At 65.3% G+C, this 25,616-nt stretch carries 20 protein-coding genes; 18 read left to right on the top strand and 2 right to left on the bottom strand.

Annotated features, from left to right (window positions below; translation table 11 throughout):
- Nucleotides 1–15 precede the first annotated feature (15 nt).
- Nucleotides 16–1,908 carry a GTPase gene (locus tag HMPREF2944_RS08055; RefSeq protein WP_083313108.1) on the top strand — a complete coding sequence of 631 codons (1,893 nt, stop codon included), beginning with the start codon at nucleotides 16–18 and terminating at the stop codon, nucleotides 1,906–1,908.
- 165 nt (nucleotides 1,909–2,073) lie between these two features.
- On the opposite strand, the gene HMPREF2944_RS08050 is transcribed toward HMPREF2944_RS08055, so the two are convergent.
- Nucleotides 2,074–2,883, bottom strand: a complete 810-nt coding sequence (locus HMPREF2944_RS08050; RefSeq protein ID WP_168165823.1) for an IclR family transcriptional regulator — start codon at nucleotides 2,881–2,883, stop codon at nucleotides 2,074–2,076.
- A gap of 515 nt (nucleotides 2,884–3,398) precedes the next feature.
- Here HMPREF2944_RS08050 and leuC point away from each other — a divergent pair.
- Together leuC and leuD are read left to right on the top strand one after the other, a co-directional pair.
- Nucleotides 3,399–4,841 (top strand): 3-isopropylmalate dehydratase large subunit, encoded by a 1,443-nt coding sequence (leuC, locus tag HMPREF2944_RS08045; RefSeq protein WP_070682263.1) that lies wholly within the window; start codon nucleotides 3,399–3,401, stop codon nucleotides 4,839–4,841.
- A 31-nt stretch (nucleotides 4,842–4,872) separates the two neighbouring features.
- Nucleotides 4,873–5,466, top strand: a complete 594-nt coding sequence (leuD, locus tag HMPREF2944_RS08040; RefSeq protein ID WP_049333154.1) for a 3-isopropylmalate dehydratase small subunit — start codon at nucleotides 4,873–4,875, stop codon at nucleotides 5,464–5,466.
- 113 nt (nucleotides 5,467–5,579) lie between these two features.
- Here the strand turns inward: leuD and HMPREF2944_RS08035 are convergent, their stop codons facing one another.
- Nucleotides 5,580–7,082 carry a transcriptional initiation protein Tat gene (locus HMPREF2944_RS08035; protein WP_246826298.1) on the bottom strand — a complete coding sequence of 501 codons (1,503 nt, stop codon included), beginning with the start codon at nucleotides 7,080–7,082 and terminating at the stop codon, nucleotides 5,580–5,582.
- Nucleotides 7,083–7,618: 536 nt separating this feature from the next.
- Between HMPREF2944_RS08035 and murA the strand changes: the two genes are divergently transcribed.
- From murA to HMPREF2944_RS07960, 15 genes are all read left to right on the top strand, one after another.
- Complete coding sequence (gene murA, locus HMPREF2944_RS08030) at nucleotides 7,619–9,052, top strand: UDP-N-acetylglucosamine 1-carboxyvinyltransferase (protein ID WP_070682260.1); 1,434 nt, start codon at nucleotides 7,619–7,621, stop codon at nucleotides 9,050–9,052.
- Nucleotides 9,052–9,909, top strand: a complete 858-nt coding sequence (locus tag HMPREF2944_RS08025; protein WP_070682257.1) for a lysophospholipid acyltransferase family protein — start codon at nucleotides 9,052–9,054, stop codon at nucleotides 9,907–9,909. The genes murA and HMPREF2944_RS08025 overlap by 1 nt, the downstream gene beginning before the upstream one ends.
- A 108-nt stretch (nucleotides 9,910–10,017) precedes the next feature.
- Nucleotides 10,018–11,136: an NAD(P)H-dependent glycerol-3-phosphate dehydrogenase gene (locus HMPREF2944_RS08020; protein ID WP_070682253.1), complete on the top strand. Its 1,119-nt coding sequence runs from the start codon at nucleotides 10,018–10,020 to the stop codon at nucleotides 11,134–11,136.
- A gap of 225 nt (nucleotides 11,137–11,361) precedes the next feature.
- Nucleotides 11,362–12,480 carry a D-alanine--D-alanine ligase family protein gene (locus HMPREF2944_RS08015; RefSeq protein WP_070682250.1) on the top strand — a complete coding sequence of 373 codons (1,119 nt, stop codon included), beginning with the start codon at nucleotides 11,362–11,364 and terminating at the stop codon, nucleotides 12,478–12,480.
- Between the two features lie 437 nt (nucleotides 12,481–12,917).
- The gene (locus HMPREF2944_RS09205) at nucleotides 12,918–14,522 is read left to right on the top strand and encodes a hypothetical protein (protein WP_070682246.1); all 1,605 of its coding nucleotides are present in this window, start codon (nucleotides 12,918–12,920) and stop codon (nucleotides 14,520–14,522) included.
- Nucleotides 14,523–14,741: 219 nt separating this feature from the next.
- A complete protein-coding gene (locus HMPREF2944_RS08005; RefSeq protein ID WP_246826297.1) occupies nucleotides 14,742–15,926 on the top strand; it encodes a thiamine-phosphate kinase in 1,185 nt (394 codons plus the stop codon).
- 223 nt (nucleotides 15,927–16,149) lie between these two features.
- On the top strand, nucleotides 16,150–17,568 hold the full coding sequence (locus HMPREF2944_RS08000) for a DAK2 domain-containing protein (RefSeq protein WP_141755753.1): 1,419 nt from the start codon (nucleotides 16,150–16,152) through the stop codon (nucleotides 17,566–17,568).
- Nucleotides 17,565–20,723: an ATP-dependent DNA helicase RecG gene (locus HMPREF2944_RS07995; protein ID WP_083313106.1), complete on the top strand. Its 3,159-nt coding sequence runs from the start codon at nucleotides 17,565–17,567 to the stop codon at nucleotides 20,721–20,723. Before HMPREF2944_RS08000 ends, HMPREF2944_RS07995 begins: the two co-directional genes overlap by 4 nt.
- A 119-nt stretch (nucleotides 20,724–20,842) precedes the next feature.
- Complete coding sequence (gene rsmD, locus HMPREF2944_RS07990) at nucleotides 20,843–21,499, top strand: 16S rRNA (guanine(966)-N(2))-methyltransferase RsmD (RefSeq protein ID WP_070682240.1); 657 nt, start codon at nucleotides 20,843–20,845, stop codon at nucleotides 21,497–21,499.
- Entirely contained in the window at nucleotides 21,496–21,972 is a 477-nt protein-coding gene (coaD, locus tag HMPREF2944_RS07985) for a pantetheine-phosphate adenylyltransferase (RefSeq protein ID WP_049344147.1), read from the top strand. The genes rsmD and coaD overlap by 4 nt, the downstream gene beginning before the upstream one ends.
- A 230-nt stretch (nucleotides 21,973–22,202) precedes the next feature.
- Nucleotides 22,203–22,793, top strand: coding sequence for a YceD family protein (locus tag HMPREF2944_RS07980; protein WP_080974899.1), 591 nt, complete (start codon nucleotides 22,203–22,205; stop codon nucleotides 22,791–22,793).
- Nucleotides 22,794–22,823: 30 nt separating this feature from the next.
- Nucleotides 22,824–23,027, top strand: a complete 204-nt coding sequence (gene rpmF / locus HMPREF2944_RS07975; RefSeq protein ID WP_005505656.1) for a 50S ribosomal protein L32 — start codon at nucleotides 22,824–22,826, stop codon at nucleotides 23,025–23,027.
- Nucleotides 23,028–23,043: 16 nt separating this feature from the next.
- Nucleotides 23,044–23,733 carry a ribonuclease III gene (rnc, locus tag HMPREF2944_RS07970; RefSeq protein WP_070682237.1) on the top strand — a complete coding sequence of 230 codons (690 nt, stop codon included), beginning with the start codon at nucleotides 23,044–23,046 and terminating at the stop codon, nucleotides 23,731–23,733.
- Nucleotides 23,734–23,808: 75 nt separating this feature from the next.
- Nucleotides 23,809–24,846, top strand: a complete 1,038-nt coding sequence (gene mutM / locus HMPREF2944_RS07965) for a bifunctional DNA-formamidopyrimidine glycosylase/DNA-(apurinic or apyrimidinic site) lyase (RefSeq protein ID WP_070682234.1) — start codon at nucleotides 23,809–23,811, stop codon at nucleotides 24,844–24,846.
- A 166-nt stretch (nucleotides 24,847–25,012) separates the two neighbouring features.
- Nucleotides 25,013–25,609, top strand: coding sequence for a Panacea domain-containing protein (locus tag HMPREF2944_RS07960; protein WP_070682232.1), 597 nt, complete (start codon nucleotides 25,013–25,015; stop codon nucleotides 25,607–25,609).
- Nucleotides 25,610–25,616 lie beyond the last annotated feature (7 nt).

The raw sequence follows: 25,616 nt of genomic DNA, 5'->3' as shown, positions 1-25,616 counted from the left end.
TCCAGAAAGCCCACTATGACCACCCACAACCCCCGAGGTAACCGCCCGAACCCGCCGGCGGAACCCCAGGCTCCCCGGGCCGTCTCAACCTTTGCCCGGGCCGTCGCGAGCCTCAACGACGCGCTGGACTACGGGCGCGACCGCATCCCCGAATCCGTGGTGCTCGAGGCATCCGAGGCCCTCGAACGTCTGAGCCGCCGCCGCGAGCTCTCCACCGAGCACACCATCATCGGTTTCTTCGGCGCGACCGGCAGCGGCAAGTCCACGCTCTTCAACGCCGTGGCGGGGTACCCCATCGCCCGCTCGGCGCCCACGCGCCCCACGACCTCCGCGGTGCAGGCCGCCGTCTGGGGTGCCGAGGACAGCGACGAACTGCTGGACTGGCTGGGCATCGAGAACCGCGTGTACCCCCAGAGCACGGAATTTATCCGGGACGTCGAGGGGCAGACGCAGAGCGCCGCGAGCTCGCAGCCCGCCCCCAACGCGGTGACCGAGCCGGCCCCGGGCCTCTTCAACCGCATCCGACGCATGGTGGGCCGCGGCGAAACCCGCACCCGCACCGGCGGCCTAATTCTGCTGGACATGCCCGACTTCGATTCCGTCACCACCGCCAACCGCGAGCTTGCCGCCCGCATGATGCGCTACGTGGATGTGCTCGTCTGGGTTGTCGACCCCCAGAAGTACGCCGATGCGGTGATTCACAGCGAGTTCATGGTGCCGCTGGCCGCCTCCGGCGCGCAGACCCTCTGCGTTCTCAACCAGGCCGATAAGCTTGAGCCTTCCGAGGTGCCCGCCGTGCTGGCCTCCCTGACGCACCTGATGCAGGCCGAAGGTACCGACCGGCACCTGCTGGCTCCTCCCCTGGCCGTCTCGGCCCGAACCGGTGAGGGAATGGACGCGCTCCGCGATCTGCTGGCTCAGGTGGCCGCCGCGAAGAGTGCCTCGCTGCAGAGCACGGACGCCCAGCTGCACGCCATCGCCAACGATTTGCGCGCCTACGCCGGGGGAGAGGGGACGGTCCTGGCCGGAACCTACGCGCTGAACGCCGAGCGGGAGCTGACGCAGGCCTGCTACGATGCGAGCCCCGCCGCCCAGGTTTTGGAGGCGGCCACCGAGTCGTACCGCCGTGCGGGCCGCACCCGCACCGGCTGGATTGCCACGCGCTGGGTGGGACGTCTGAAGGCCGACCCCCTGCGCCGCCTTCACCTCGGAACCGGTTCCGAGGGAAAGAACGGCACAAAGAGCGACGCGAAGGGCGGGCGCGAGAAGGGTGCCGGGGCCTCGAACCCCGGGATGCTGGGCGGCTCCGCCCAGGATTCCGCGCCCGAGCTCGTGGCTCCCTCGCTGCCCCCGCTGAGCGCCGCGCAGAAGGCAAACATGGCCAACGCGGTGCGCCGCTACGGCTCGCGCATGGGACAGAACGTGAGTGAACCCTGGAAGCGTTCCCTCGGCGAGGCAGCCCTCTCGCGGGAGTCCGAGCTGCCGACCCTGATTGAGCGTGACATCGCGCGCATCGACTACACGCGCGGCCGCCAGCGTGCCCCGTGGGCGGTCTTCAACGTGTTGCAGTGGCTGGCCCTGCTCAGTGCCCTGGTGGGCGTGGCCTGGCTGACCCTCATCGCGGGGCTGGGCTATCTGCAGATTCAGCTGCCGCCGCCTCCCGCCCCCGAGGGGTTCCCGGTGCCCCTGCCGACCCTGCTCGTCATCCTGGGCGTGTTGCTGGGCATTGCCGCCGCCGGACTGGGGCGGCTACTGACGGCCTGGGGTGCCCGACGCTACGCTCGCCGCCTGCGCGTCCGCCTGAACGCTGGGGTCGAGGAGGCGGTCCGCTCCTGCGTCATCGAGCCCGTGCGGGCGGAGGCTCAGCGCCTGCAGGCCTACCGTTCGGCGCTCGAGATCCGGCCCTAGCGGGATAGTCGGGACCTCTCAGGCCGGCGCCTATACCAGGGGGTGCTGACTCGGAGCCCAGCCCCGGCGCGCGCCAGCCCGAATACAAATAGTCCCTCCCCGCCGGAAAAGGTGGGGAGGGACTATTAGTCTGCACGATGCTGTTTCTGCGAGGTGCCGCTGAAACTAGCCGACCTCGTTGGGGTCGGCGGGGGTCTCCGCCTCGCTGTCAACGTGTTCGTGCGAGGCCGAAAGCTCGCGCAGGCCCTCGGTGATGGCGTGCGCGGCCTTGAAGACCAGCTCGGGGTAGTTGCGGTTGGGCTGACGGGTCATGCGGTCGATCGGGCCCGAGATGGACACGGCCGCAATCACTTTGCCGCCGGGTGCGCGCACAGGGGCCGAAACCGAGGCGGTGCCGCGTTCGCGCTCGCCCACGGACTGTGCCCAGCCGATGCGGCGCACGGCCGCGAGCATGGCGGCGCTGAAGTGGGCGTCGCGCAGGCCCTCGACGATGCGGTTCTGGTCTTCCCACGCCAGCAGCACCTGTGCGGCGGAGCCGGCCTGCATGGACAGCTGGGTACCCAGGGGGATGGACTCGTGCATGCCGGAGGGGCGGGGAGCGGTCGCGACGCATACGCGCCAATCGCCCTGACGGCGGTACAGCTGGGTGGACTCGTCGGCGTCGATGCTGAGCTGCTGCAGAATCGGGTTGGCCACGGTGGTGAGCTCGTCAGAGATCGTGGCGGAGGCCAGCTCGGTCAGGCGCGGGCCGAGCATGAAGCGGCCCTGCACGTCGCGGGCCACGAGGCGGTGGTGGGCCAGGGCCACGGCGAGGCGGTGCGCGGTGGGGCGTGCCAGGCCGGTGGCCTTGACGAGATCGCCCAGGGAGACGGGGCCGGCCTCGAGGCAGTCGAGGATGAGCGTGGCCTTGTCGAGCACACCCACGCCGGAGGAACCGTGGGAGTGTACCTCTACCACTTGCTCATCTGCGTTCATGTGCTCGGGCGGCTTGACGGGGTCGATGATCGGTGCGTTGTGTTGTGTGGATGCGTTGACGTGACGCATTCCGTGTGCGCTGAAACGTGATGCGGAAGGAGTCATTCCTTCATTCTATCTCAGAATATGAAAGATAACCCGGACTTCATGGACTCTTTGGGATGCAGAGCTGAAGATGGAATCACCCCCTACGGGATAAATTATGAACTTTTCATAATAAGTGTTTGTGTGGGTTTATGGGTGAAAATATGCGAAAAGACGCAGAAAAATGCGAATAATCCCGCAAAATTACCCTGGAGTCATAGAGTAAACCCACATAAAAACACTCGCGAGTTCGGGGTGTTTCTAGGCCGTCTCACAGGCTAAGAACTCATGAAAATTTATGCGACACGCCGTAGGGAAATACCGATTTGAGGGTCCCATCGGGTACATAATCCGCCCCTCAACTCCGCAAACTTGCGGTACGCACCACACCGAACGCATCCACCGTAGGAACGCATCAAGCAGGAGAAAGCATGACTAGCGAACAGAACGCAACCACCGCGGGCACCCGTCCGCGCACCCTGGCAGAAAAAGTCTGGGACGCCCACGTTGTCGTCCCCGGCGAAAACGGCAAGCCCGACCTGCTCTACATCGACCTGCAGCTACTGCACGAAGTGACCTCGCCCCAGGCATTCGAAGGCCTGCGCATCGAGAACCGCCCCCTGCGCCGCCTCGACCTGACCATCGCCACCGAGGATCACAACCCCCCCACCGACAACATCTTCGGCACCATCGCCGACCTGACCAGCCGCACCCAGATTGAGACCTTGCGCCGCAACGCCAAGGAATTTGGCGTGCGCATCCACTCCCTGGGCGACAAAGAACAGGGTATCGTGCACGTGGTCGGCCCGCAGCTCGGCCTGACCATGCCCGGCATGACCATCGTCTGCGGTGACTCCCACACCTCCACCCACGGCGCGTTCGGTGCGCTGGCCTTCGGTATCGGCACCTCCGAGGTGGAGCACGTCATGGCCACCCAGACCCTGCCCCTGGCACGCTTCAAGACCATGGCCATCAACGTTGAGGGCACCCTCAAGCCCGGCGTGACCGCTAAGGACATCATCCTCGCCGTCATCGCGCAGATCGGCACCGGCGGTGGCCAGGGCTACGTGCTCGAGTACCGCGGCTCCGCCATCCGCTCCCTCTCCATGGAGGGCCGCATGACCATGTGCAACATGTCCATCGAGGCGGGTGCACGCGCCGGTATGGTCGCCCCCGACGAGACCACCTTCGAGTACATCAAGGGCCGCCCGCACGCCCCCAAGGGTGAAGAGTGGGACAAGGCCGTGGAGTACTGGAAGACCCTGCCCACCGACGAGGGCGCCGTCTTCGACAAGGAAATCTTCATCAACGCCGACGAGCTCGAGCCCTTTGTTACCTGGGGCACCAACCCCGGCCAGGGCGTGCCGCTGAGCCAGTCCGTGCCGTCCCCCGACGACTTTGAGGACGAGAACGACAAGGTTGCCGCAACCCGCGCCCTCGAGTATATGGGTCTGGAGGCAGGTACCCCCATGAAGGAAATCCCCGTGGACGTCGTCTTCCTGGGCTCCTGCACTAACTCCCGCATCGAGGACCTGCGCGCCGCGGCCGACATCGTGCGCGGCCGCACCATCGCCGAGAACGTGCGCATGATGGTCGTGCCCGGCTCCCAGAAGGTGCGCGCACAGGCCGAAGAAGAGGGCCTGGACAAGGTCTTCAAGGACTTCGGCGCCGATTGGCGATTCGCCGGCTGCTCCATGTGCCTGGGCATGAACCCCGACCAGCTGGCCCCCGGCGAGCGCTGCGCCTCCACCTCGAACCGTAACTTTGAAGGACGCCAGGGCAAGGGCGGCCGCACCCACCTGGTCTCCCCGGTGGTTGCCGCCGCAACCGCCGTGCGCGGTACCCTGTCCGCACCGTCCGACGTTCTGGCGTAATACGCCACCGACGCTATAAAGGAGAGCCATTATGGAACCCATTATTAAGCACACCGGTATCGGCGTACCGCTGCGTTCTTCGAATGTTGATACCGACCAGATTATCCCCGCGGTCTACCTCAAGCGCGTGACCAAGACCGGCTTCGACGACGCGCTCTTCGCCAACTGGCGCAAGGACCCCGAGTTCATCCTGAACCAGGAGCCCTACAAGCACGGTAGCGTTCTGGTGGCCGGCCCCGACTTCGGCACCGGTTCCTCGCGTGAGCACGCCGTGTGGGCGTTGCGCGACTACGGTTTCAAGGTTGTTATCTCCGCTCGTTTTGCCGATATTTTCCGCGGTAACTCGGGCAAGCAGGGCCTGGTGACCGCCCAGGTCGCCCAGGATGACATCGAGCTGATTTGGAAGGCCCTGGAGCACGAGCCCGGCACCGAAATCACGGTCGACCTGGAGTCGAAGACCGTGACCGTGGGTGCGCTGGTCGTTCCCTTCGAGATTGACGACTACGTGCGCTGGCGCCTCATGGAGGGCCTGGACGACATCGGCCTGACCCTGCAGAACATTGACGCCATCGAGGCGTACGAGGCGAAGCGCCCCTCCTGGATGCCGCGCACTCAGGAGCTCTAAACGCCTTCACCTCGCTGCCGCGAGAGTACCGAATAGCTAAAAGCTCGGGGCGGTCACCGAAAAGGTGACCGCCCCGAGCTTTTGTCATGCGCGTGGAATACCTCGGAATAGCGTTAGGCGGCCTCTCCCGTGATGGGGGAAGCGAGGGATGCGTTCTCCGAGCAGTTGTACAGCTGCACCGAGCCGGGGGAGCGCACGCCCACCTGCGAGTTCGCGTTCTTTGCGGTAGACAGGCTGAAGTCGCTCACCAGCTCGTGGTTGATGTAGCTGCCGCCCGCACCGCCGCCGCTGCTCATCGCGGTGACGGAGGTGATGCTGCCTCCCTCACCGAACTGCACCTGGCGGCCGAAGACGTCATCAAAGTAGGTGGCGGCCGTCCAGATGTTCAGGGCCGCGCCGCCGCCGCCGTATCCAGCGCCGCCACCCGAGGCGATGCTGGTCAGGCTGAACCTATCCTGATCGTGGGCGATGAGGGCACCAGAGCCGCCTCGACCCTTGTACCCGGAGGTAGCCTCGGAGCCTCCGGTGCCCTTGACACCGGTGACCACGGAGTCGCCGTCGTAGCTGTAGTAGGGCGGGAACTCGACGTTTTCAAACCAGGGGGTCTTCATGTCCTTGAGCGTCAGCTGGCGATCGGCGCCGAGTACGCCGATGAGTGCCTCTCCGGTCGTGCCGGGTACGCCCGCGCGGCCCGGGGTGCCTCCGGTGACGCTGATGCGCAGGTTCATGTCTTCGTCCCAGGTGGTGACGGGGTGGAGAATCTGGTAGGGTCTCGCCATGAGCATGCCGCCCTGGCCGTCGTTATCCTGGCTCGCGTCGGCCCCGGCGTTGCCGCCGCCGATAGCGGTACCGGCACCATCCGCGGCAATGCGCATGGCCGGGTTGAGCTGGTCATCGGGGGCTTCCGAAAAGACCGCGAAGTGGCTTGCGAGGGTCGCGAACTGCGCACCGCCTCCGCCAGCGCCGGCCACGGCTACCACGGTGACGGTGCCATTGCGAACCAGCTCGATAGCGGAGGAGCCACCGCCGGAGGCTCCGTAGACGATGCCGGAGGTGCTTTCGGGGGTCTGGGCCTTGCCGATTTGCGTGCTGGAGCCGGTGGAGTCGCCGCCCGCCGCGTAACCGCCGCCGCCGAGTGCGGGGCGGGTGCCGGATGCGGCACCGACGCCGCCGTTGCCGGCCCAGACGCGCAGGATATCGCCCTCCGAGACCTTCAGGATGCCGCTGAGCTGGGCACCCGCGCCTCCGCCGATGAGGTAGGAGTCAGTCTCTTGGGCAAGGTACGAGGGGGTAAAGGAGGAGGTGGCTCCGCCTGCGCCGCCAATCAGGTCGAAACGAACGCGGCCGGTGCCCTGCGGAACGATCCATTCGCTGTAGGCCCCCTTCACGTCGTCGTAGCCGGTGGTCGTGGGCTTGAGGGAGAGGGCGGGGGTGCAGGCCTCGACGCTAGCTGCCCACGCCGGGATGGCGGAGCTTGCGAGAATGACGGGGGTGCTCCAGGCGGCTCCCCGAACGAGGTTGCGGCGCGACATCTTCGGCGATGCTACGGCTCGGGTGCCGGTGGTTCGGGAGTCAGCGTGATGCACGGTGGTGTGTGATTTGTGATGGTAGTTCATTGGATTCTTTCGGTGTGTAGCGCGCAGGTGCGGCTGCGCACGTTATTGTAGGGGCGAAACGCGAGTAAGGTTCAAGTTCCGGGTTATGTTCAGGGTTTTCGACGATATATTTAGCCCCAATCCCGTATTTATTTGCGGTGTGATGAATTTTCAGGTATGTTAAATTATTTTTTCACGCGTTTCTCAAGTATTTTTCGGGGCGAGGCCTTGACCGCACCCATGCGCCTCAGAAACGTCAAGCGTCGAACCCGCGAGGTGGTATCCGCGCCGCCAAGCACCACAATCTGTCTGGCGGGGTGGGGAGCGAGGTTGGCGTAGCGTCGCGTATCAGAGGTGCACTCTCCGCATAGTGGGCCCACTACGGGGGAACGTCCTTCCTTGTTTGGAGCACCTTTACACTGGGGCTTAGAATAATGATGAATATATGCGCCCGTTTCACCTTCGCGCTCGAAGGCACGGCACGTACACAACGCTGGCGCAGTTACACACGGTTTTCCGGTTCGGGTCGCACCGACCGACGCTCCAAAGGATTTTTAATGACTGAGAACATCAGCAAGCTTCGCATCGAAGGTGGCACCCCGCTCGTCGGTGAGGTTCACGTACGCGGCGCCAAGAACCTGGTGCCCAAGGCGATGGTCGCAGCACTACACGGTTCAACCCCCTCGACCCTGCGCAACGTCCCCGACCTGAGCGACGTGGAGATCGTTACCACCCTGGTCGAACTGCACGGTGCGAAGGTTGACTACGATCCCGAGTCCGGTGTTCTCACCCTCAACCCCGCCCAGGACGCGACCACCGCGGCCAAGAACGCGGAGGAGATTCAGCTCTTCGGTGGTAACTCGCGTATTCCGATTCTGATGGTGGGCCCGCTGCTGCATACCCTGGGCACCGCGCGCATCCCCAACCTGGGCGGCTGCAAGATCGGTGACCGCCCCATCGACTACCACATGGCCGCGCTGCGTAAGTTCGGCGCCGTCGTCGAGAAGGACGACGAGACCGGCACCACCCTGATCGTGCCTGAAGATGGCCTGAAGGGCGCCGAGATCGTGCTGAACTACCCCTCCGTGGGCGCTACCGAGCAGGTTCTGCTCACCGGCGTGCGCGCCAAGGGCAAGACCGTTCTGCGCAACGCCGCGATTGAGCCCGAGATTATTGACCTCATCGCCGTGCTGCAGAAGATGGGCGCCATCATCTTCATCAACGAGGACCGCACCATCGTCATCGAGGGCGTGGACGAGCTGACCGGCTACGACCACACCTCCCTGCCCGACCGCAACGAGTCTGCTTCCTGGGCCTCCGCGGCCCTGGCCACCGGCGGCGACATCTTCGTGCGCGGCGCGGCTCAGAAGGACATGACCGCGTTCCTGAACCAGTTCCGCAAGATGGGCGGCCTGTACGAGGTGACCAACGAGGGTATCCGCTTCACCCCCCCCGCCCGCCGCACCCCCGGCGCAGAGCTCAAGCCCATCGTCTTTGAAACCAACGTGCACCCCGGCTTCATGACCGACTGGCAGCAGCCGCTCGTCGTGGCGCTGACCCAGGCCAAGGGCGCCTCCATCGTGCACGAGACCGTGTACGAGGAGCGCTTCGGCTTTACCAACGCCCTCAAGCAGATGGGCGCCGACATTGTGGTGATGCGCGATTGCGTGGGCGGTGCACCCTGCCGCTTCGAGGGTAAGGGCTACGGCCACTCCGCCATCATCTCCGGCCCCACCCCGCTGACCGGTGCCGACATCGAGGTTCCCGACCTGCGCGGCGGCTTCTCCCACATCATCGCGGCGCTGACCGCCAAGGGTACCTCCCACGTGAGCGGTGTTGAGCTGATTGCCCGCGGCTACGAGAACTTTGAGCAGAAGCTCAAGAACCTGGGCGCAAACTTTGAGGTGCTCAAGCGCAAGGCTTCCAAGGCCCCCAAGCCGGACGCCGCCATCGTCGTGGTGGAGCCCGAGGAAGTTGAGGTTCAGGGCTAATGAGCGGGCAGCAGGGAAAGAAGGCACTGCCGGAAATTGAACCCACCGCCTACGGCGATGCGCTCTACAAGGTACTCGGTAATGCAGCGCGCGGGGTGTATAAGCTCATCGCGCGCGTCGAAATTACCGGCCGCGAGAACCTGCCGAAGAATGGCGGGTACATCATCGTTGCCAACCACACGACCGAGCTTGACCCGGTCACCGTGGCTTTCCCTGCTTTCGTTGAGGGCGCCCTGCCGCGCTTCTTGGCGAAGGACTCGCTCTTCCGCGCTCCCGTGCTCGGCTACATCATGCGCAAGCTCGCGCACATCCCCGTGGTGCGCGGCTCGGTGGATGCCCGCAAGTCACTGATTACCGCTCGCAAGGTCGTGGAGGCCGGCGGCGCCGTCGTGATTTTCCCCGAGGGCACCACCACCCACGATCCGCAGCTGTGGCCCATGCAGGCACGCACCGGTGCGGCTCGTCTGGCCCTGTCCACCGGCGCGCCCGTCTACCCGGTGGCGCACTGGGGTGACGAGCAGATTCTCGGTTACGTGGATGAGCCCGGCGAGGACGGTCGCGTGAAGGAAAAGCGCAAGGTTTCGCTCTTCCCCCGCAAGACCGTGCGAGTAAAGGTCGGACCGGCCCTCGACATCGCCTCCCTCGTGGCTGACCCCAGCCCGGAGGCGAAGCACACTCGCACCGAACTGGGCGTGGTCACCGACGCCATGCTGGACGCTATTACCGCCGAGCTGGAGGAAATCCGCGGAGAGAAGGCCCCCGAGGGACGCTGGAACCCGCGCACTAAGCGCCGCGAAGCCCCCGGCACCCCCTCGGGTCCGGTCGGCGGCGCCCTCGGCGAACCGGACGCGAAGTAGACCTTCGCCCCGGCCGCCCGCACGATCCCGGCTCGCACCCTCCCCTTACCAGCCACACCTATGCCCGCACCCCGCATCCGTGGGGAAGCGCGAGAGAGACAGGTTCCCATGAGCTTCTTTGGACGAACCCCGGCACCGAGCCCCGAGTTCACCCTCTCACCCACCGTGGAATCCATTGCGATTCTCGGCGCGGGTAGCTGGGGCACGGCCTTCGCCAAGATCGCGGCGGACGCCGCTCGCGAGCGCGGCGACGACACCCGCGTGACCCTCATCGGTCGCGACGAGCAGGCCATGGCCGAGTGCGAACGCACCCGCGAGAACTCCCGCTACTTCCCGGGCATTAAGCTCCCCGACAACCTGCACTTCACCGCGGACGCGCCCTCGGCGCTGACCGGGGCGGACCTGGTGGTCCTGGCTCTGCCGGCACAGGTTTTGCGCTCGCAGTTGCAGAACTACGCCCGCTTCATCGAACCGGATGCGTTGCTGGTCTCCCTGGCCAAGGGCCTGGAAACCGGCACAGGTCTGCGCATGTCGCAGGTCATTACCGAGGAGCTGGAGGAGGCCCTCGCGATGCGCGGCGCGGATGTGCGCGCGATCGGCCACATTCCGCACCGCGTGTGCGTGCTCTCGGGACCGAACCTGGCCACTGAGATTATGGGGGAGGAGCCCACGGCATCCGTCGTGGCGGCCCGCACCCTGCCCGTGGCCGAGGCCGTAGCCCGGGCCATTGCCTGCGGCTACTTCCGCCCCTACACCAACACGGACGTGGTCGGCACCGAAATCGGCGGCCTGGTCAAGAACGTGATTGCCCTCTGCGTGGGTATCTGCGAGGGCCGCAACTACGGCGATAATTCGAAGGCCTCCATCATGACGCGCGGCCTGGCGGAGATTACCCGCCTGGCGGTGGCGCTGGGTGGCGAGGCCTCGACCATGAGCGGACTGGCCGGCATGGGCGACCTGATCGCCACCTGCTCCTCACCACTGTCCCGTAACCACACGGCCGGCCGCCTGTTGGCCGAGGGGGTTGCCCCCGACCGCCTGCACGAGCACATGAGTCAGACGGCCGAGTCGATTAAGTCGGCTCCCGTGGTGGCCGAGCTGGCTCGCCGCCACGGTGTGGAAATGCCCATCGTGGAGGCCGTGGTGGCGGTGCTTTCGGGCCGCATCAGCATCGAGGACCTCGCCCCGAAGCTGCTGGGGCGCCGCCTCAAGCACGAGGGCCACTAGGGTTAAAGCTTTCTGATGTGCTGGCACCCCTTGATTCGGGTTGTGTGCCAGGACATACTAGAAGAAGATTGAATGTAAACATCCAAGGACGGATACCGTTGCGGAAAACCGGTGCGTGAGAAACGCATCAGTGACCGCGACGGTATTCGTGCGTTAGGATTATTGATGCATTGCCGTTCCACCTTCCGGACCTAATGGTAGGGGAACATTGACTAGGAGAAACACATGACCGAGAAGAAGACCGTCGCCCTGCTGTGCGGTGGCCGCTCCTCCGAGCACCCCATTTCGCTCATTACCGCCGCTGGCGTGCTGAGCGCTATTGACCGCACCGCCTACGACGTCATCACTATCGGCATTACCCGTGACGGCCGCTGGTACCTGACCGACGAGCAGCAGCTTGCCGAGCTGACTGCCGGCACTCGCGGTACCGCGGAGTTCCCCGAGGGTACCCAGCAGGTATTCCTGCCGATGGGCACCGGCGATTCCCGCCTGACCCTGGTGGACGCTGAGGGCAACGTTACCCGCACCGCGCCGGTGGACGTTGTGTTCCCGCTGCTGCACGGCCCCTTCGGTGAGGACGGCACCGTGCAGGGTCTGCTGGAGATGGCTGACCTGCACTACGTGGGTTGCGGCGTGACCGCCTCGGCCCTGGGCATGGATAAGCACTTCATGAAGGTTGCCTTCGAGTCCGCCGGCCTGGAGGTCGGCCCCTACGAGGTCGTGACCAACCGCCAGTGGGAGCACGAGGACCGCGAGCAGATTCTGGAGCGCGTGCTGAAGCTGGGCTTCCCCATGTTCGTGAAGCCGACCCGCGCAGGTTCCTCCTTCGGCATCACCAAGGTGGATTCGGTGGAGGAGCTCGTGCCCGCCATCGAGGAGGCTCGCCGTCACGACCCGAAGATCATCATCGAGGCCGGCATCGTGGGCCGCGAGATTGAGTGCGCCGTGCTCGACGGCCACCACGGCGAGATGCCGCGCGCATCCTACCCCGGCGAAATTGAGGTTGTGGATCAGGATCACGGTTTCTACGATTTCGAGGCGAAGTACGTTTCTGAGTCTTCCGCTGTGACCGTGTGCCCGGCGAACCTGCCGCAGGATGTGCAGGAGCGCCTGCGCGAGCTGGCTGTGAAGGCGTTCCTGGCACTGGACGGCGAGGGTCTGTCTCGTGCGGACTTCTTCTACACCGAGGACGGCCGCCTGGTCATCAACGAGGTGAACACCATGCCCGGCTTCACCCCGATTTCGATGTACAAGACCATGTGGGAGAACACCGGTATTTCCTACACCGACCTGATTAGCGAGCTGCTGACCCTGGCGATGGAACGCCCCCTGGGCCTGCGCTAGTTTCTGCATTAGCCGGGGCGCCGTATTCTGTCTTACGTACGGTGCCCCGGCTTGTGTGCGCTCTCTCGGAGCCATCGCGCCCCACCGGCCGAGCCGCAGGGGGATTCTCAGGATACATGAGAGACGTTCTAATTTCTCTGGTGCGAAAAATCACTTGACGGTTATACTTTTAGGATGCCTTTGCGATTTATCGAGTAAAAGTGCATACCGATTAGGGGTAACGCAAATTTTCTCGCAAGTGAATGTAGCGCCCGCAAAGGGTAATAAACCCGGATAAGCGGTCGTAAAAATTCATGACAAGCCCCGAAGACATACCCAAAGCGATAAGATAGACAGGAAAGAATCCGCTAATTCGGTAGAATAACTGATGGTGTTCCGTCGCTCACTGATGGGATACCTATTCACTCACGAAATATCAGAAAGTCAAGGACAACCTTTTGGGAAAACGAAACCGTAAGGTGGTCTCTGCGAGTCTGGCGACAGCACTGGTTGCTTCCGGAAGCCCCTTTGTAGCCTCGTTTGCGCAGGATATACAGGATGCCGCCCAGGTACCGGTGCACCCCGAAAACGCTGCAGACCAAACCCTAGACCCCGCCGTTGACGAACATTCGCAGACTACAGTTCCTACCCTAGCTACGGTGAGTGCATGGCCTACCACTGAAGCTACTTCCTCCGCGACGGCCGATGCTGAGGCATCCCCTCGCGCTACTTCTGATGCCCAGCCGACCCCGTCCGAGAGTGCTGAGCCGACCAAGGAGGCCGCTCCGGCACCTTCTGAGAGTGCGGACCCCACCCCCGAGCCTTCTAAGAGCGCCGAGCCGACCCCGGAGCCTTCGAAGAGCGCCGAGCCGACTCCGGAACCGTCGAAGACTGCCGAGCCCACCCCCGAGCCGTCGAAGACTGCTGAGCCCACTCCGGAGCCTTCGAAGAGCGCCGAGCCCACCCCCGAGCCGTCGAAGAGCGCCGAGCCGACCCCGGAGCCGTCGAAGAGCGCCGAGCCGACCCCGGAGCCGTCGAAGAGCGCCGAGCCCACCCCGGAACCTTCGAAGACTGCTGAGCCCACTCCGGAGCCTTCTAAGAGCGCCGAGCCGACCCCGGAACCGTCGAAGACTGCTGAGCCCACCCCCGAGCCTTCGAAGAGTGCCGAGCCGACTCCGGAACCCACTCAGGATCCGACCCCCGAGCCGACACCGGAGCCTACTCAGGATCCGACTCCTGAACCGACCCAGGACCCGACTCCTGAACCGACCCAGGACCCCATCCCTGAACCGACTCAGGACCCCGTCCCCGAGCCGTCCAAGGAACCCACGAAGGACGCAGACCCGAACCCGGTTAAGGACCCCACTCAGGAACCTAAGCAACAGCCGGTTGTCCCCGTGCCCAATCCGGAGCCCACGAAGAACGTTTCCCAGGATCCGGTGGTTCCCGTTATCCCCGTGATTTCTGACGAACCCAGGGATAACACCCCGAACCAACCGGTGGCTCCTCCGGAGACAGAGCCCGTGGCGCCGGCGCCCTCGGTGGACCGTGAGGTTATTGCGCCGACCAGGCGTCAAGAGGACACCGTCATCTCCATCGAGGTGGTGCGCCCGAGCACTTCGTCGGCATCGAGCGAGTCCGCAAAGCCGACCCCGATTGGTGACACCGATGAGGATCCGTTGCCCTCCGGCTCCACCACGCTGGGACGCATCGCGGCGAACAATGGTTCGCAGGATTCCATCCCCGGTGCAGCCGATTGGGTGGCCGGTTACCTTTCGCGTAATAAGTCCGAGGATGACCGAACTGCAGAGGCCAGCCCCTCGAAGTCGCCCAGCTCGGCGGCAGCATCGAAGTCGCCCAGCTCCTCCGCGTCCGCTACCGCCAGCCGCTCCGCCAAGAGCGTGACCAAGGCCGACGGCGCGAACGCCTCGCAGGAGCAGGCCGTGAAGAATGCCGACGCGGACGACTCGGGCCTGTCCGGCATCGCGCCGCTGATTCTCTTCTCGCTCATCGGCATCGTGCTGATTGCCCTGGCAATCCGCTACTTCAGCCAGGGAAGCTAAGACTCCCGAACGGGTAGAGACCAGGCCGTCATTCTCCCTAGTGAGAAAAGCAGCCGCGAGCTAACGCGTAGCGCAGAATACGCGATAATTAAGGGTGTGAATCCTCAAACATCTAGTGAAACGCGGGACCATCCCACGCGCGAGACGCCTCTCGCGCAGCTGGGAGAGTCCCGCGTTCTGCGCGCCTTCATGCCCATTATCGAGGCGCATAACGAACGAGTGACCGATGCACTCCGCGCATCGGGGCGCACCGAAGCGCTCGAGGTGGGACCCGGAGACGACTGCGCCGTGCTGACCCCCTCGACCGAGCGGACCGTGGTCACCACCGATACCCTCGTGCAAAACCAAGACTTTATGGACCCCTGGCTCGGGGGCTTCGACGGAACCCGTAGTGGCGGGTACGAGGTCGGCCGCAAATCGGCCACGCAAAACCTGGCCGACGTCGCCGCCATGGGCGCGCGGCCCGTGAGCCTCTTCGCATCCCTGAGCCTGCCGGGTGAAACCCCCTACGGCTGGGTCGAGGACTTCGCCCGGGGACTCGTGGACGGCGTGCGCGCCTGCGGAGCTGAAGACTGCACAATCGCCGGGGGCGACATGGGTGCCTCCGGCGAGATTTCGGTAACCGTCACCGCCCTGGGCCGCACCGACAGGCCCGTGCTGCGCTCCGGCGCGCAGGCGGGTGACACGCTTGCGCTGGCCGGGCGTACCGGCTGGGCCGACGCCGGGTTGCGGCTGCTCCTCAACCCGCTATCCCGCCCCGCCATGGTGCTGCTGAAGGGCATCGCGAACGGCGGGCTGTCCCACGATCCGCTCCCCGAAATTCCCCTGTCCGAGGGGCTTTTGGACCTCATCGGAACCCTGAATAGCGCCGAAGCTGCCGAAATGCTCGAGGCCTGCGAACGTGCCATTGATGCGCAGATGCGCCCGGTCAGCCCGGTGCCCCTGGGCGAGGCGGCGCGCGATGCGGGCGCGAACGCCATGCTGGACGTTTCCGATGGGCTCGTCAAGGATTCGGGCCGGATCGCCCGCGCATCCGGCGTGCAGATTCACCTGGACGAGGCCGCCGTGGATGCGCTTGCCTCGCCCCTGTTGCCCGTGGCCCGTCTGTTGCTGACCATCGTCGAACACAACGAGGGGGCCGAGAGTCCCGCCTCCCTGGCCAGGGCCTTCGTGCTCGGCGGGGGAGAGGATCACGGCTTGCTGGCGGCCTTCCCCGCGGAGGTGCCCGAGGGCTTTACGACCCTGGGCTCGTGCCGCGTGGACCGCGCGGGCCGAGCCCACAGTGCGGATCCCCTGGCCGGTGGGCACTACGGTGCGGGGCATCGCGGGTCGCTCGCGGCCGGTGCCGTGCTCATGAACGGCGTGCCCCTGAGCGAGCTGGGCTGGGAACACTACGGGGCCTAGCGCGAGCCGGGACCCGCGGGTTCTTAGACTCTTGGGTTTCGCGGAAAATACCGTACATTTAATCGAAAATTCTATTAGAATAGAAATACGAAGCAGGGGTGTGGGTGCTAAAGTGACGCCCACCCGCCGACCTGCGAATTACCGCAATTAGCCGTGGCGCGGGCCAGCCCTGGCGCGCGTGGGCTCGCGGAAACACCAGAAACCGGAACCGCAGGAGGGGAGCATGAGGACAGAACGTGAAGACTCGCGGGGCACCCGGCCCGCCGGAACCCGCGGTGATGCCCGTCCCGGGGGCCTTTCTGAGGGGCCGAATAGCGCTTCTGCACCGACCGGCCCCGAGCGCAATGATTCACTGCGCGAGGCCCGCGAGGTGTACCGCCGCGCCTGCATGCGAGCCTATCGATTCGGTATCGCCTGGTCCGCGAGCGCCCGGGCCGTGGTGGACCACTACCGCGAACCCCTCAACGAGCTCAACGGCTTTCCCGTGCCCGACCACGACACCGGGTCGAACCTGGCCCACACCCTGCGCACGCTCACCGAGGAATTCGACCGGGGCATGGAGGAACTCCTCTTCGAGGACCCCGCTGACCGCGAGGACGTGCCCGGGCTGGCCCACCTGTGGGTGCGCCTGGGCGGAATCTACGAGCGCGCCATCGTGAGCGCCTCGCGGATGGCCCGCGGCAACTCCGGAACGCTGCTCTGCGCCTGGGGCTTGGAAGCCGTGCGCAGCTACTGGGGCCTGCCCGGCAACCTTGCTCAGGAACTGGGTCCGGAGGCTGAGGAACTGCCCCTGCTGAGCGCCCTCGCCCGAGATGAGGAGCGGGTGCGCGCGGCTCACGCGGCCGCTTCGGGAAGCGGAGACCTCGAGGCGCCCCGCGGTTTTGACTACGCGGTGGCCGAGGCCCGCGCCATGGCCTGCGCCGCCGAGCGCGTGCGCGCGAGCGTGGGGGAGCAGATGGTGCCCTCCACGATGCTTTCCGTCATGGTGGAGCTGGCCAGCCTGGGGCTGTACTACCCCGAGGGGGAGAACGCCCCCGAGAAACTTGCGCACGGCGCTGATGAACCCGAAGCTGGCGAGCCCGGAGCTAACGGGGCGAATGGTGCCGAGGCGGAGGATGCCGAGAGTGCAGAAACCCCTCTGAACCGCGCCCGCCGCGCCGCCATGCTGAGAGCCCTGGAACGCACCGCCGAGCATCCGCCCGCACCGCACCTGGCCGGAAGCGTGGACGCCGGCGCCCTCGGCTTCTACCTGGCCGTTGTGCACGCCAACCCGAGGTGGGAGGGCGCAACCCTGAGCGAGGAGGAGGTCCGGAGTATGCTGACCCCCGCCTCCGCGGCACCCGCACAGGTCGCCCCCGCCCCGGGTGCGAAGACTCCCGCAGAGGAGGGGGAGAGCGGCTGGGAACTCATGGGTACCCTGCGCTGCGAACCCCTCGCGATGGCTCAGCTGCGTCTCGAGCTGGAGGGCATGGGCGATAGCCTGCTCATCACCCCGCTGGATATGGCCGCAGGCCTCTGGGCCGTGCACGTGCACGTGCCCGAGGTGGAACCGGCACGCCGGCTCGTGACCTCATACGGGGAGTGGTCGGACGAGCGCATCTCCTCGCTCGCGGACGGGCACCACGCGGAGAGCTGCAGATGAGCCCGCGCCGCACCCCAAAGCACAGCCCCGAACAGGAGGCCCTGGACCTGGGCATTTTCGGGGCTGAGCCTGTCGCGCCCGTCGAACCCACCGATCCTGTTGTACCCGCCGAGAAGGCTGAACCCGCTGCGCTCGCCGAACCTCACAAGAGGGAACGCGGGGTGCCCCTCCTCAGCGACGAACAGCTGCGCACCACGGCCGAGCTGACCGTCCGTGACCTTGCCTCCTTCGCCCGCGGCGAGGCGAGCCGCGAGGAGCTGAGCGAACGGGCCGCGCGTCGAACCAGCGCACCCTACCGTAAGGCGCTCAGGGCGCTCAAACATTCGCTGGGCCCCGCCGCGCACGCCATGACCGACGATGCGCTCTACGAGCTCGTGGATATCGCGCTGGCCGCCCGGCAGACGGCTCAGCCGGAGACGACTCAACCGGAGGAGCCCACGCCGAAGAAGCCGGCACGGAAGGCACCCGCCCGAAAGAAACCGGCGCAGAAAGAACTAGCTCAGAAAGCCTCCGCGAAGAAGGCCCCGGCTGAACGGAAAGCTGCGGTTGAACGGAGGGCCCCGGCTGAGAAATCGACCTCCGCATCAGTTGCCGCGGAGGCCAAAAGTCGTGCCCTGGCGCGCTACGCCGCCGAGGACAGCCTCGAGAACACGCCCCTCAAAAAGTACCTGCCCGCCCCCAGCGCCAAGGCCATCGCCACGCACCTGGGAATCACCACGGTCGGCCAGATGCTCGAATACTTCCCGCGCAAGTACCTGCCGCGCGGTGAGCTCAGCTCCTTTGCCGAACTCGTTGAGGGGCAGGACGTCACCATCATTGCGCGCGTGGTGCACGTGAGCACCCGAACCATGGCGGCCCGCCGCGGCAAAATCACCGAGGTGACCATCACCGACCGGCTCGCCGACTCCTCCGCACACGAGGAGAGCGGCTTCGGCGGCATCGTGTCCGTGACTCCCGGCCGCGCCAACGCCTCCGCCCCGGGCACCTCCTCCCGGGGGGCATCCAGGCTGGGTCTGCGCTGGCAGGCAACCGGCCAGCACAACCCGCGCATCGACTCCCTCGCCGCGCCCGCATCCTACACGGGCTACGCCGACTCCTACGGGCAGGACGACTTTACCCGCCCCGAGCAGGGCGGCCTCTTTGGCGTGCCCGCACCCGCGCCGCTCATCGGCGCGCAGATGAAGCTTTCCTTCTTCAACGCCTGGACCGCCGCCCGCGAAATTCGCGAGGGCGAAACCATGATGTTCTCCGGTAAAGTCGGCATCTACCGCGGCGAGTACACGCTCACCAACCCGCACTACGCCCTGCTCTCGAAGGACGCCTCCGGCTCCGAGATGAACGAGGCCGCCACCGCCCCCGTGCCCGTCTACCGGGCCCCCGCCAAGCTGCCCACCGACCGCATCGCCGGGTACATGGAGCAGCTGCTAGAGAAGGTTCCGCTCAAGGAGCTCGAGGACCCGGTACCCTACGCGATTCGTCGCGCCCGCAAGGTGCCCTCCCTCGCCTGGACCTACCGCGCCCTGCACACCCCCGACACCGAGGACACGTGGCGTGCCGCCCAGGCGCAGATGCGCTACCGTGAGGCCTTCGTGCTGCAGAGCGCCCTGGCGCGCCTGCACTCGGCCCGAGCAGCGCACCGCACGCAGGCCCGGCCGCCCATCAAGGACGGCCTGGCCGATCGCCTGCTCGAGGTGCTGCCCTACGAGCTGACCGAGGGGCAGCGGAAGGTGGGGGAGGAAATCTCCGCCGACCTCGCGAGCGAATCGCCCATGAACCGCCTGCTGCAGGGTGATGTGGGCTCCGGCAAAACCGTGGTGGCACTGCGCGCCATGCTGCAGGTGGCCGATGCGGGCGGCCAGTCCGCGATGCTCGCCCCGACCGAGGTGCTCGCCGAGCAGCACCTGCGTTCGGTGCTGGACATCCTGGGGGATATGGCCGCGCCCGAGGACTCTGACGGCTCTGCCGGAGGAATCCCCGAAGGGACTGTGCGCGTGCGCCTGCTGACCGCCTCCATGGGCACCCGCGCCAAGCGCCAGGTGCTGAAGGAGCTCGCCGACGGCACCGCGCAGATTGTGATTGGTACGCACGCCCTGCTCTCCGACGACGTGCGCTTCAACGACCTGGGCCTGGTCGTGGTGGACGAGCAGCACCGCTTCGGCGTGGAGCAGCGCGACGGCCTGCGCGGCCCCGACGGCGCCCTGCCGCACCGGCTGGTCATGACCGCGACGCCCATTCCGCGCACCGTCGCCATGACGGTGTTCGGCGACCTGGATGTGTCCGTGCTGGACACCCTGCCCGCCGGCCGCCAGAAGATTTCGACCCACGTGGTGCCCCTCGCCGAGAAGCCCGCCTGGGCCTCCCGCCTGTGGCAGCGCGCCCGCGAAGAAATCGACGCGGGGCACCAGGTGTATGTTGTCGTACCCAAAATCGGGGAGGACGGCGACGGCCTGGAGGAGGGCGCCGCGTTCTTCGGCGCCTCCGTCCCGACCGTTGCAGGAACCCCGGGCCTGGGTGGTCGGGCCAGTAGCGACGGCAAGGTGCAACTGACCTCCGTGGCCTCCATGCACGCTTACCTGAGCGCCGAGGATTCCCTCGTCGGCGTGCGCATCGGCACCCTGCACGGCCGCATGGACCCGGCGGAGAAGACCGCCGTCATGACCGCCTTCGAGCGCGGCGAGATTGACCTGCTCATCAGCACCACCGTCATCGAGGTGGGTGTGAACGTCCCGAACGCCACGCTCATGATCATCATGGACGCCGACCGCTTCGGCATCTCGGGTCTGCACCAGCTGCGCGGTCGTGTGGGTCGCGGCGGCTACGCGGGCACCTGCCTGCTGGTGACCCGCCAGGAGGAGGGCGGCGTGTCCCGCGAGCGTCTGGATGCGGTTGCCTCCACCACGGACGGCTTTGAGCTCTCCCGCATCGACCTGGCGCAGCGCCGTGAGGGTGATATTCTGGGTGCTGCACAATCGGGCTCGAAGAGCACCCTGCGGTTCCTGCGGGCGCTCGCCGATGCCGACATTATTGAGCGTGCCCGCGAGGATGCCCGCTCGGTGGTTGAGAAGGACCCGACGCTGGCTAAGCACCCGTCGCTGGCCCGCACGATTGACCGTGCCCTGGACGCTGACCGCGAGGCCTTCCTCGGCAGGGGATAGGTGCTCGGGGAATGGGGAGCACACTCTGCCCACTGTTCGCTAAAACCGTGCCCGCCCAAACCGTAACTGCACCACACCGCCGTTACCTAGTTAGTCAACTACTTCAGAGGAGAGACCCTATGAGCCGCATTATTGCCGGTGCCGCCGGAGGCGTGCGCCTGGCCTCGGTGCCGGGGGACAACACACGCCCCACCACGGACCGGGTGAAAGAATCCCTCTTCTCCAAGCTGGAGAGCTACGACCTGCTGCGCGACGCCCGCGTACTGGATGCCTTTGGTGGCTCGGGTGCGCTCGGATGCGAGGCGCTTTCCCGCGGGGCGGCCTCCGTGACCCTGCTGGACACCTACCCGAAGGCGGTTGCGGTGATTCGTCGCAACGTCGAGGCGGTGCAGAAGGCGATGGGCGGCAAAGCTGCCGGTTCTGCGGCGCGCGTGCAGCAGTCTCAGGCGCTGAGCTACGTGCAGACCGCATCGGGCCCGTGGGACCTGGTGTTTGTGGACCCGCCCTACGCCATGCCGAACGAGCAGGTGCGCGAGCTCATGCGGGCGCTGACCCCCAAGCTCGCCCCGGGTGCCGTCGTGGTGGTGGAGCGTTCTTCGCGCGATGCGGAACCCGAGTGGGGCGGCGAGCTGCACTGCTTCTCGACCCGCCAGCACGGCGAGACGGTGCTCTACTACGTTGAGCCCGAAGAGCCGGCCGACGGAGACGATCCCGCCGACGACTCTGCCGACGAAACAACCCCTCACCACTTCGACACCGCGGAGGTTACCGCATGATTGCCCTGTGCCCCGGATCCTTTGACCCCGTGCACCACGGTCACCTGGAAATCATTGCCCGGGCCGCCGAGCTCTTCGATGAAGTCATCGTGGGCGTGGCCCATAACAGCGCCAAGAAGTACCGCTTCTCCCTCGAGGAGCGCGTGCGGCTCGTGGAGGAATCCCTGCGCGAGCTCGGCATTGAGGGCGTGAGCGTGGAACCGATTCCGCCGGGCGTGCTGCTGGCCGAGTACGCGGCCGAGCGCGGCGCGAAGGTGCTGGTCAAGGGCCTGCGTTCGGCGACGGACTACAGCTACGAGGCTCCGATGGCGAGCATGAATCGTCACCTGGCGCGCGTGGAGACCGTGTTCCTGGCGGGTGAGGACCGCTACGGGGCGGTGTCCTCGACCATTATTCGCGAGGTGGCTTCGCTGGGCGGTGACGTGACCCCCTTCGTGCCGGAGGCGGTGGCCCGCGCCCTGAAGAGCGCCTAGTAGAGAGCCCCGCAAAACCGGCGGGCGCACCCGCCCGACACGCCCGCCGACATGCCCATCGGTACGGCTCCCGCACCGCCGACCGGGCGCTTAACCGCCTCTGCAACGTCCCCGGCCGGCCGGTTAAGCGCCGCGCGGCGCCTCCTTGAGGAGATATTTAAGAGGTGAGCGCCACTTAATTGGATTTAAAAGAGCCTTAATCTTGATTAACCGCGCGAACCACCCCTAAAATGGGACTTTGGTTTATACATTTCGTAAGGAGAAACGCCATTTCACGTGCAGACGCATCGCCGCTGGTGGTATCGGTTACTAACCTGATGCACCGTCCCGGCACCATGGAAACCCTCACCGAGGTCGTGCCTGCACCGGCAGACCTGGGTAACGCGCTCATCGGCGTGGAAGAGGGTTCGGATATTGACCTCGATATTCGTATGGAGTCTGTTGTTGATGGTATCCTAGTTACCGGCTCCGTTGTCGTGGATGTACACGGCGAGTGTAGCCTCTGCTTGGATCCGATTGATTACGAGATGTCGGCCAATATTCAAGAGCTTTTCGTCTTTGAGAAGGCCCCGGCTGGCGGCCCCGAAGACGAAGTAGATGAGCAGTACGCCGTTGAGGATGATTCGATCGACCTTGAACCGGCACTGCGGGACGCAGTAATCCTTCAACTGCCGTTCCAGCCTGTTTGTAGGGACACCTGCCAGGGTCTGTGCGCCGATTGCGGTGCGCGCCTGGAGGATGACCCCGGGCATCATCACGAGGTGTTGGATCCGCGCTGGTCGGCCCTGCAGGGCCTGCTCGGCGCAGATACCGAAAACTAAATTGTTGTTACTAGAGATTGTGAGATAGCTGTGGCTGTTCCCAAGCGCAAGATGTCCCGCGCTAACACCCGCGCACGCCGTTCCCAGTGGAAGGCATCCGTGCCCCAGCTGGTTAAGACCGTTGAAAACGGTCGCGTGACCTACAGCCTGCCCCACCAGGCAAAGGTTGTAACCGACGCTGCAGGCAACGCCCTGTTCCTGGAGTACAAGGGCCGTAAGGTTGCAGACGCCTAAGAAGCGGTGAATCCTTATGACTGAATTTCCTAGTGTTGATACTAGGGAGTTGCGTAAACGTCTCGGGGTCGATATCGACGCCGAGACGTTTTTGCTATCCCTAACCCACCGCTCCTACGCCTTCGAGAACCCCGGGGTGGAGCACAACGAACGCCTGGAGTTCCTGGGCGATTCGGTGCTTTCCCTGGCGATCGCTGAAGAAGTGTACCGACGCTACCCCGAGCTACCCGAGGGTGAGCTCGTGAAGCTGCACCATGTGGTGGTGTCTACGGTGGCGTTGGCGAAGGTAGCGCGCGACCTGGACCTGGGCAGGTACATCCTGCTCGGTAAGGGCGAGATTCACACCGGCGGCGCCGATAAGGACTCGATCCTTGCCGACACCATGGAAGCGATTTTTGGCCTGACCTACCTGCAGTGCGGTCGCGAGGCAGCCCGCGAGCTGGTTCTGCGCCTAATCGCGCCGCTGCTCGACGACGAGAAGGTGCTGAACTCCGGCCGCGATTGGAAGACCGACCTGCTGAACCTCGCCACCGCCCGCGGCTGGGGGGACGTCAGCTATGAAGTCACCGGTGAGGGTCCCGACCACGCGCGCGTGTACACCGCGGTCGCAATCGTGGCGCACCAGAAGACGGGCATCGGCGTGGGCCCGAGCAAGAAGGAAGCGGAACGCCTGGCCGCCGAGCAGGCGTACCGGGTTCTGGTTTAGGCTCATTCAAGTATCCTGCAGGCCTGTTAGCTCTGCGGGCTCTTGATTCTGTAGCCCCGCTGATTGGAGGGAACCATGCCCGAACTGCCCGAGGTAGAAACCGTTCGCGCAGGTCTAGCCGACCATTCGCTGGGCCGCCCCGTGCAGGCGGTGCGCGTGGTCGATGCACGTTCGCTACGTAGACACCTGCCCGGTCCCGCCCAGTTCGAGGCGGCGCTCACCGGCAGGACGCTGCGCGGTGCCTACCGTCGCGGCAAGTACCTGTGGCTGACCCTGAGCGAGCCGGACGGTGCGCTCGCCAATGAGGCGCTCGTGGTGCATCTGGGCATGAGCGGTCAGCTGCTCGTGCGCGATGAGCCGGGCGATGATTCCGGTAGCGACTCGGGTAATGATTCGGAGGCTCGCGCGGCCTTTGATGAGCAGCCGCGGCACCTGCGCGTGGCACTGGAACTGGGGCCCGCGGAAGCCAGGCCCGAAGAAACCTCCGAGGGGGAGGGACGCACCGGGCAGCGCTTGCTCTTCGTGGACCAGCGCATCTTCGGCGGCATGTTCCTCAGCCCGCTGGTACCGGACGTACCCGCAGCGGTTGCAACGAATAAAGCAGCGCCGGGTGAAGTACCGGAGCATTTTCTAGTACCGGAGGCAGTCAAGCACATTGCCCGCGACCCGCTGGACGAATTCTTCGACCCCGTGGCGGTGCGCCGCAAGTTCCTGCGCACCTCCAGCGGCATTAAAAAGGTGCTGCTGGACCAGTCGGTGATCTCCGGGGTGGGTAATATTTACGCTGACGAGGCGCTGTGGCGTGCGCGGCTGCACTACGCGAAGCCCGCACGCACCCTGAGCGCCGCGCAGACCCGCGACCTGCTGGCTGCAGTGACGGACGTGCTCCGCGAGTCCCTAGCGGCTGGTGGCACAAGCTTCGACGCCCTGTATGTGAACGTGCTGGGCGAGTCGGGCTACTTCGAGCGCTCGCTGAATGCCTACGGGCGAGCCGGGGAGCCCTGTCACCGGTGCGCGGAGGCGGGCCGCACCTCCCTGATGGTGCGTGAGCCGTTCCAGAATCGTTCGTCCTATCGTTGCCCGCACTGCCAGCGGGCGCCGCGCTCACGCTAACCTCACACGTTGATATTCCTATCTGTGACCGACGATATGGAAATGACGAGTGCTTATACACCAAAATATTATTCGGTGTACGCTAAATATAATTGGACGGTCGGCAAGGTGTACTGCCCAGACTATCTGACATTTTGAATTTCAACACCGAAAGGATGTGAAAACCATGCGCTCTGTTTTTGATGTCTCACTCGACATCCTAAAGGTCTCCGGTCAGGAGAGCCTGCCGACACTCACCCTGCAGAAGCTGGTCTTCTACACCTACGGGTGGTACGCTCACCTGACTGGTTCGCGGCTTTTTGAGCAGTCTTTCTACGCGATGCCCATGGGACCCGTGGTAGGTGAGCTGCTGACCGCTCACGCTCGTCGGCTCGATGTTGACCGCGATGTCTTAGAGCTGGGTCGGGAACTTTTGGAGGACGAGCCTCAGCCTGAAGATCCTTACTACGTCCAGATTATTGAGGCCGTTTGGGGGTACTACGGTCAATTTTCGCGTTGGGAACTGGTCCATATGACCCATGAAGAGCAGGTTTGGCGGGACGCTTGGGATTCACGCCGTGAGGGCTCCCGACGTGCTCCTCTGGAAGCAACGGATATTATTGATTACTTTGCCTTGAAGCGCGATATTCCTGAAGCCCTGCGTGCCCAACTACCGGATCCTCTCGTTGAGTGTCTTACTGAGAACGAATGGGCATATCTAGAGGCCGTTCCGGTCGTTGCTCACGCCCCTTTCCTTGAGCGTCTCGTGACGCGAGCTAACTAACGGCCGG

Origin of the sequence: Rothia sp. HMSC072E10, from assembly GCF_001813965.1 — a bacterium.
Classification (GTDB): Bacteria; Actinomycetota; Actinomycetes; order Actinomycetales; family Micrococcaceae; genus Rothia; species Rothia mucilaginosa_A.
The sequence above is the reverse complement of the archived record's forward strand: the minus strand, read 5'-3'. Positions and strand labels throughout refer to the sequence as shown.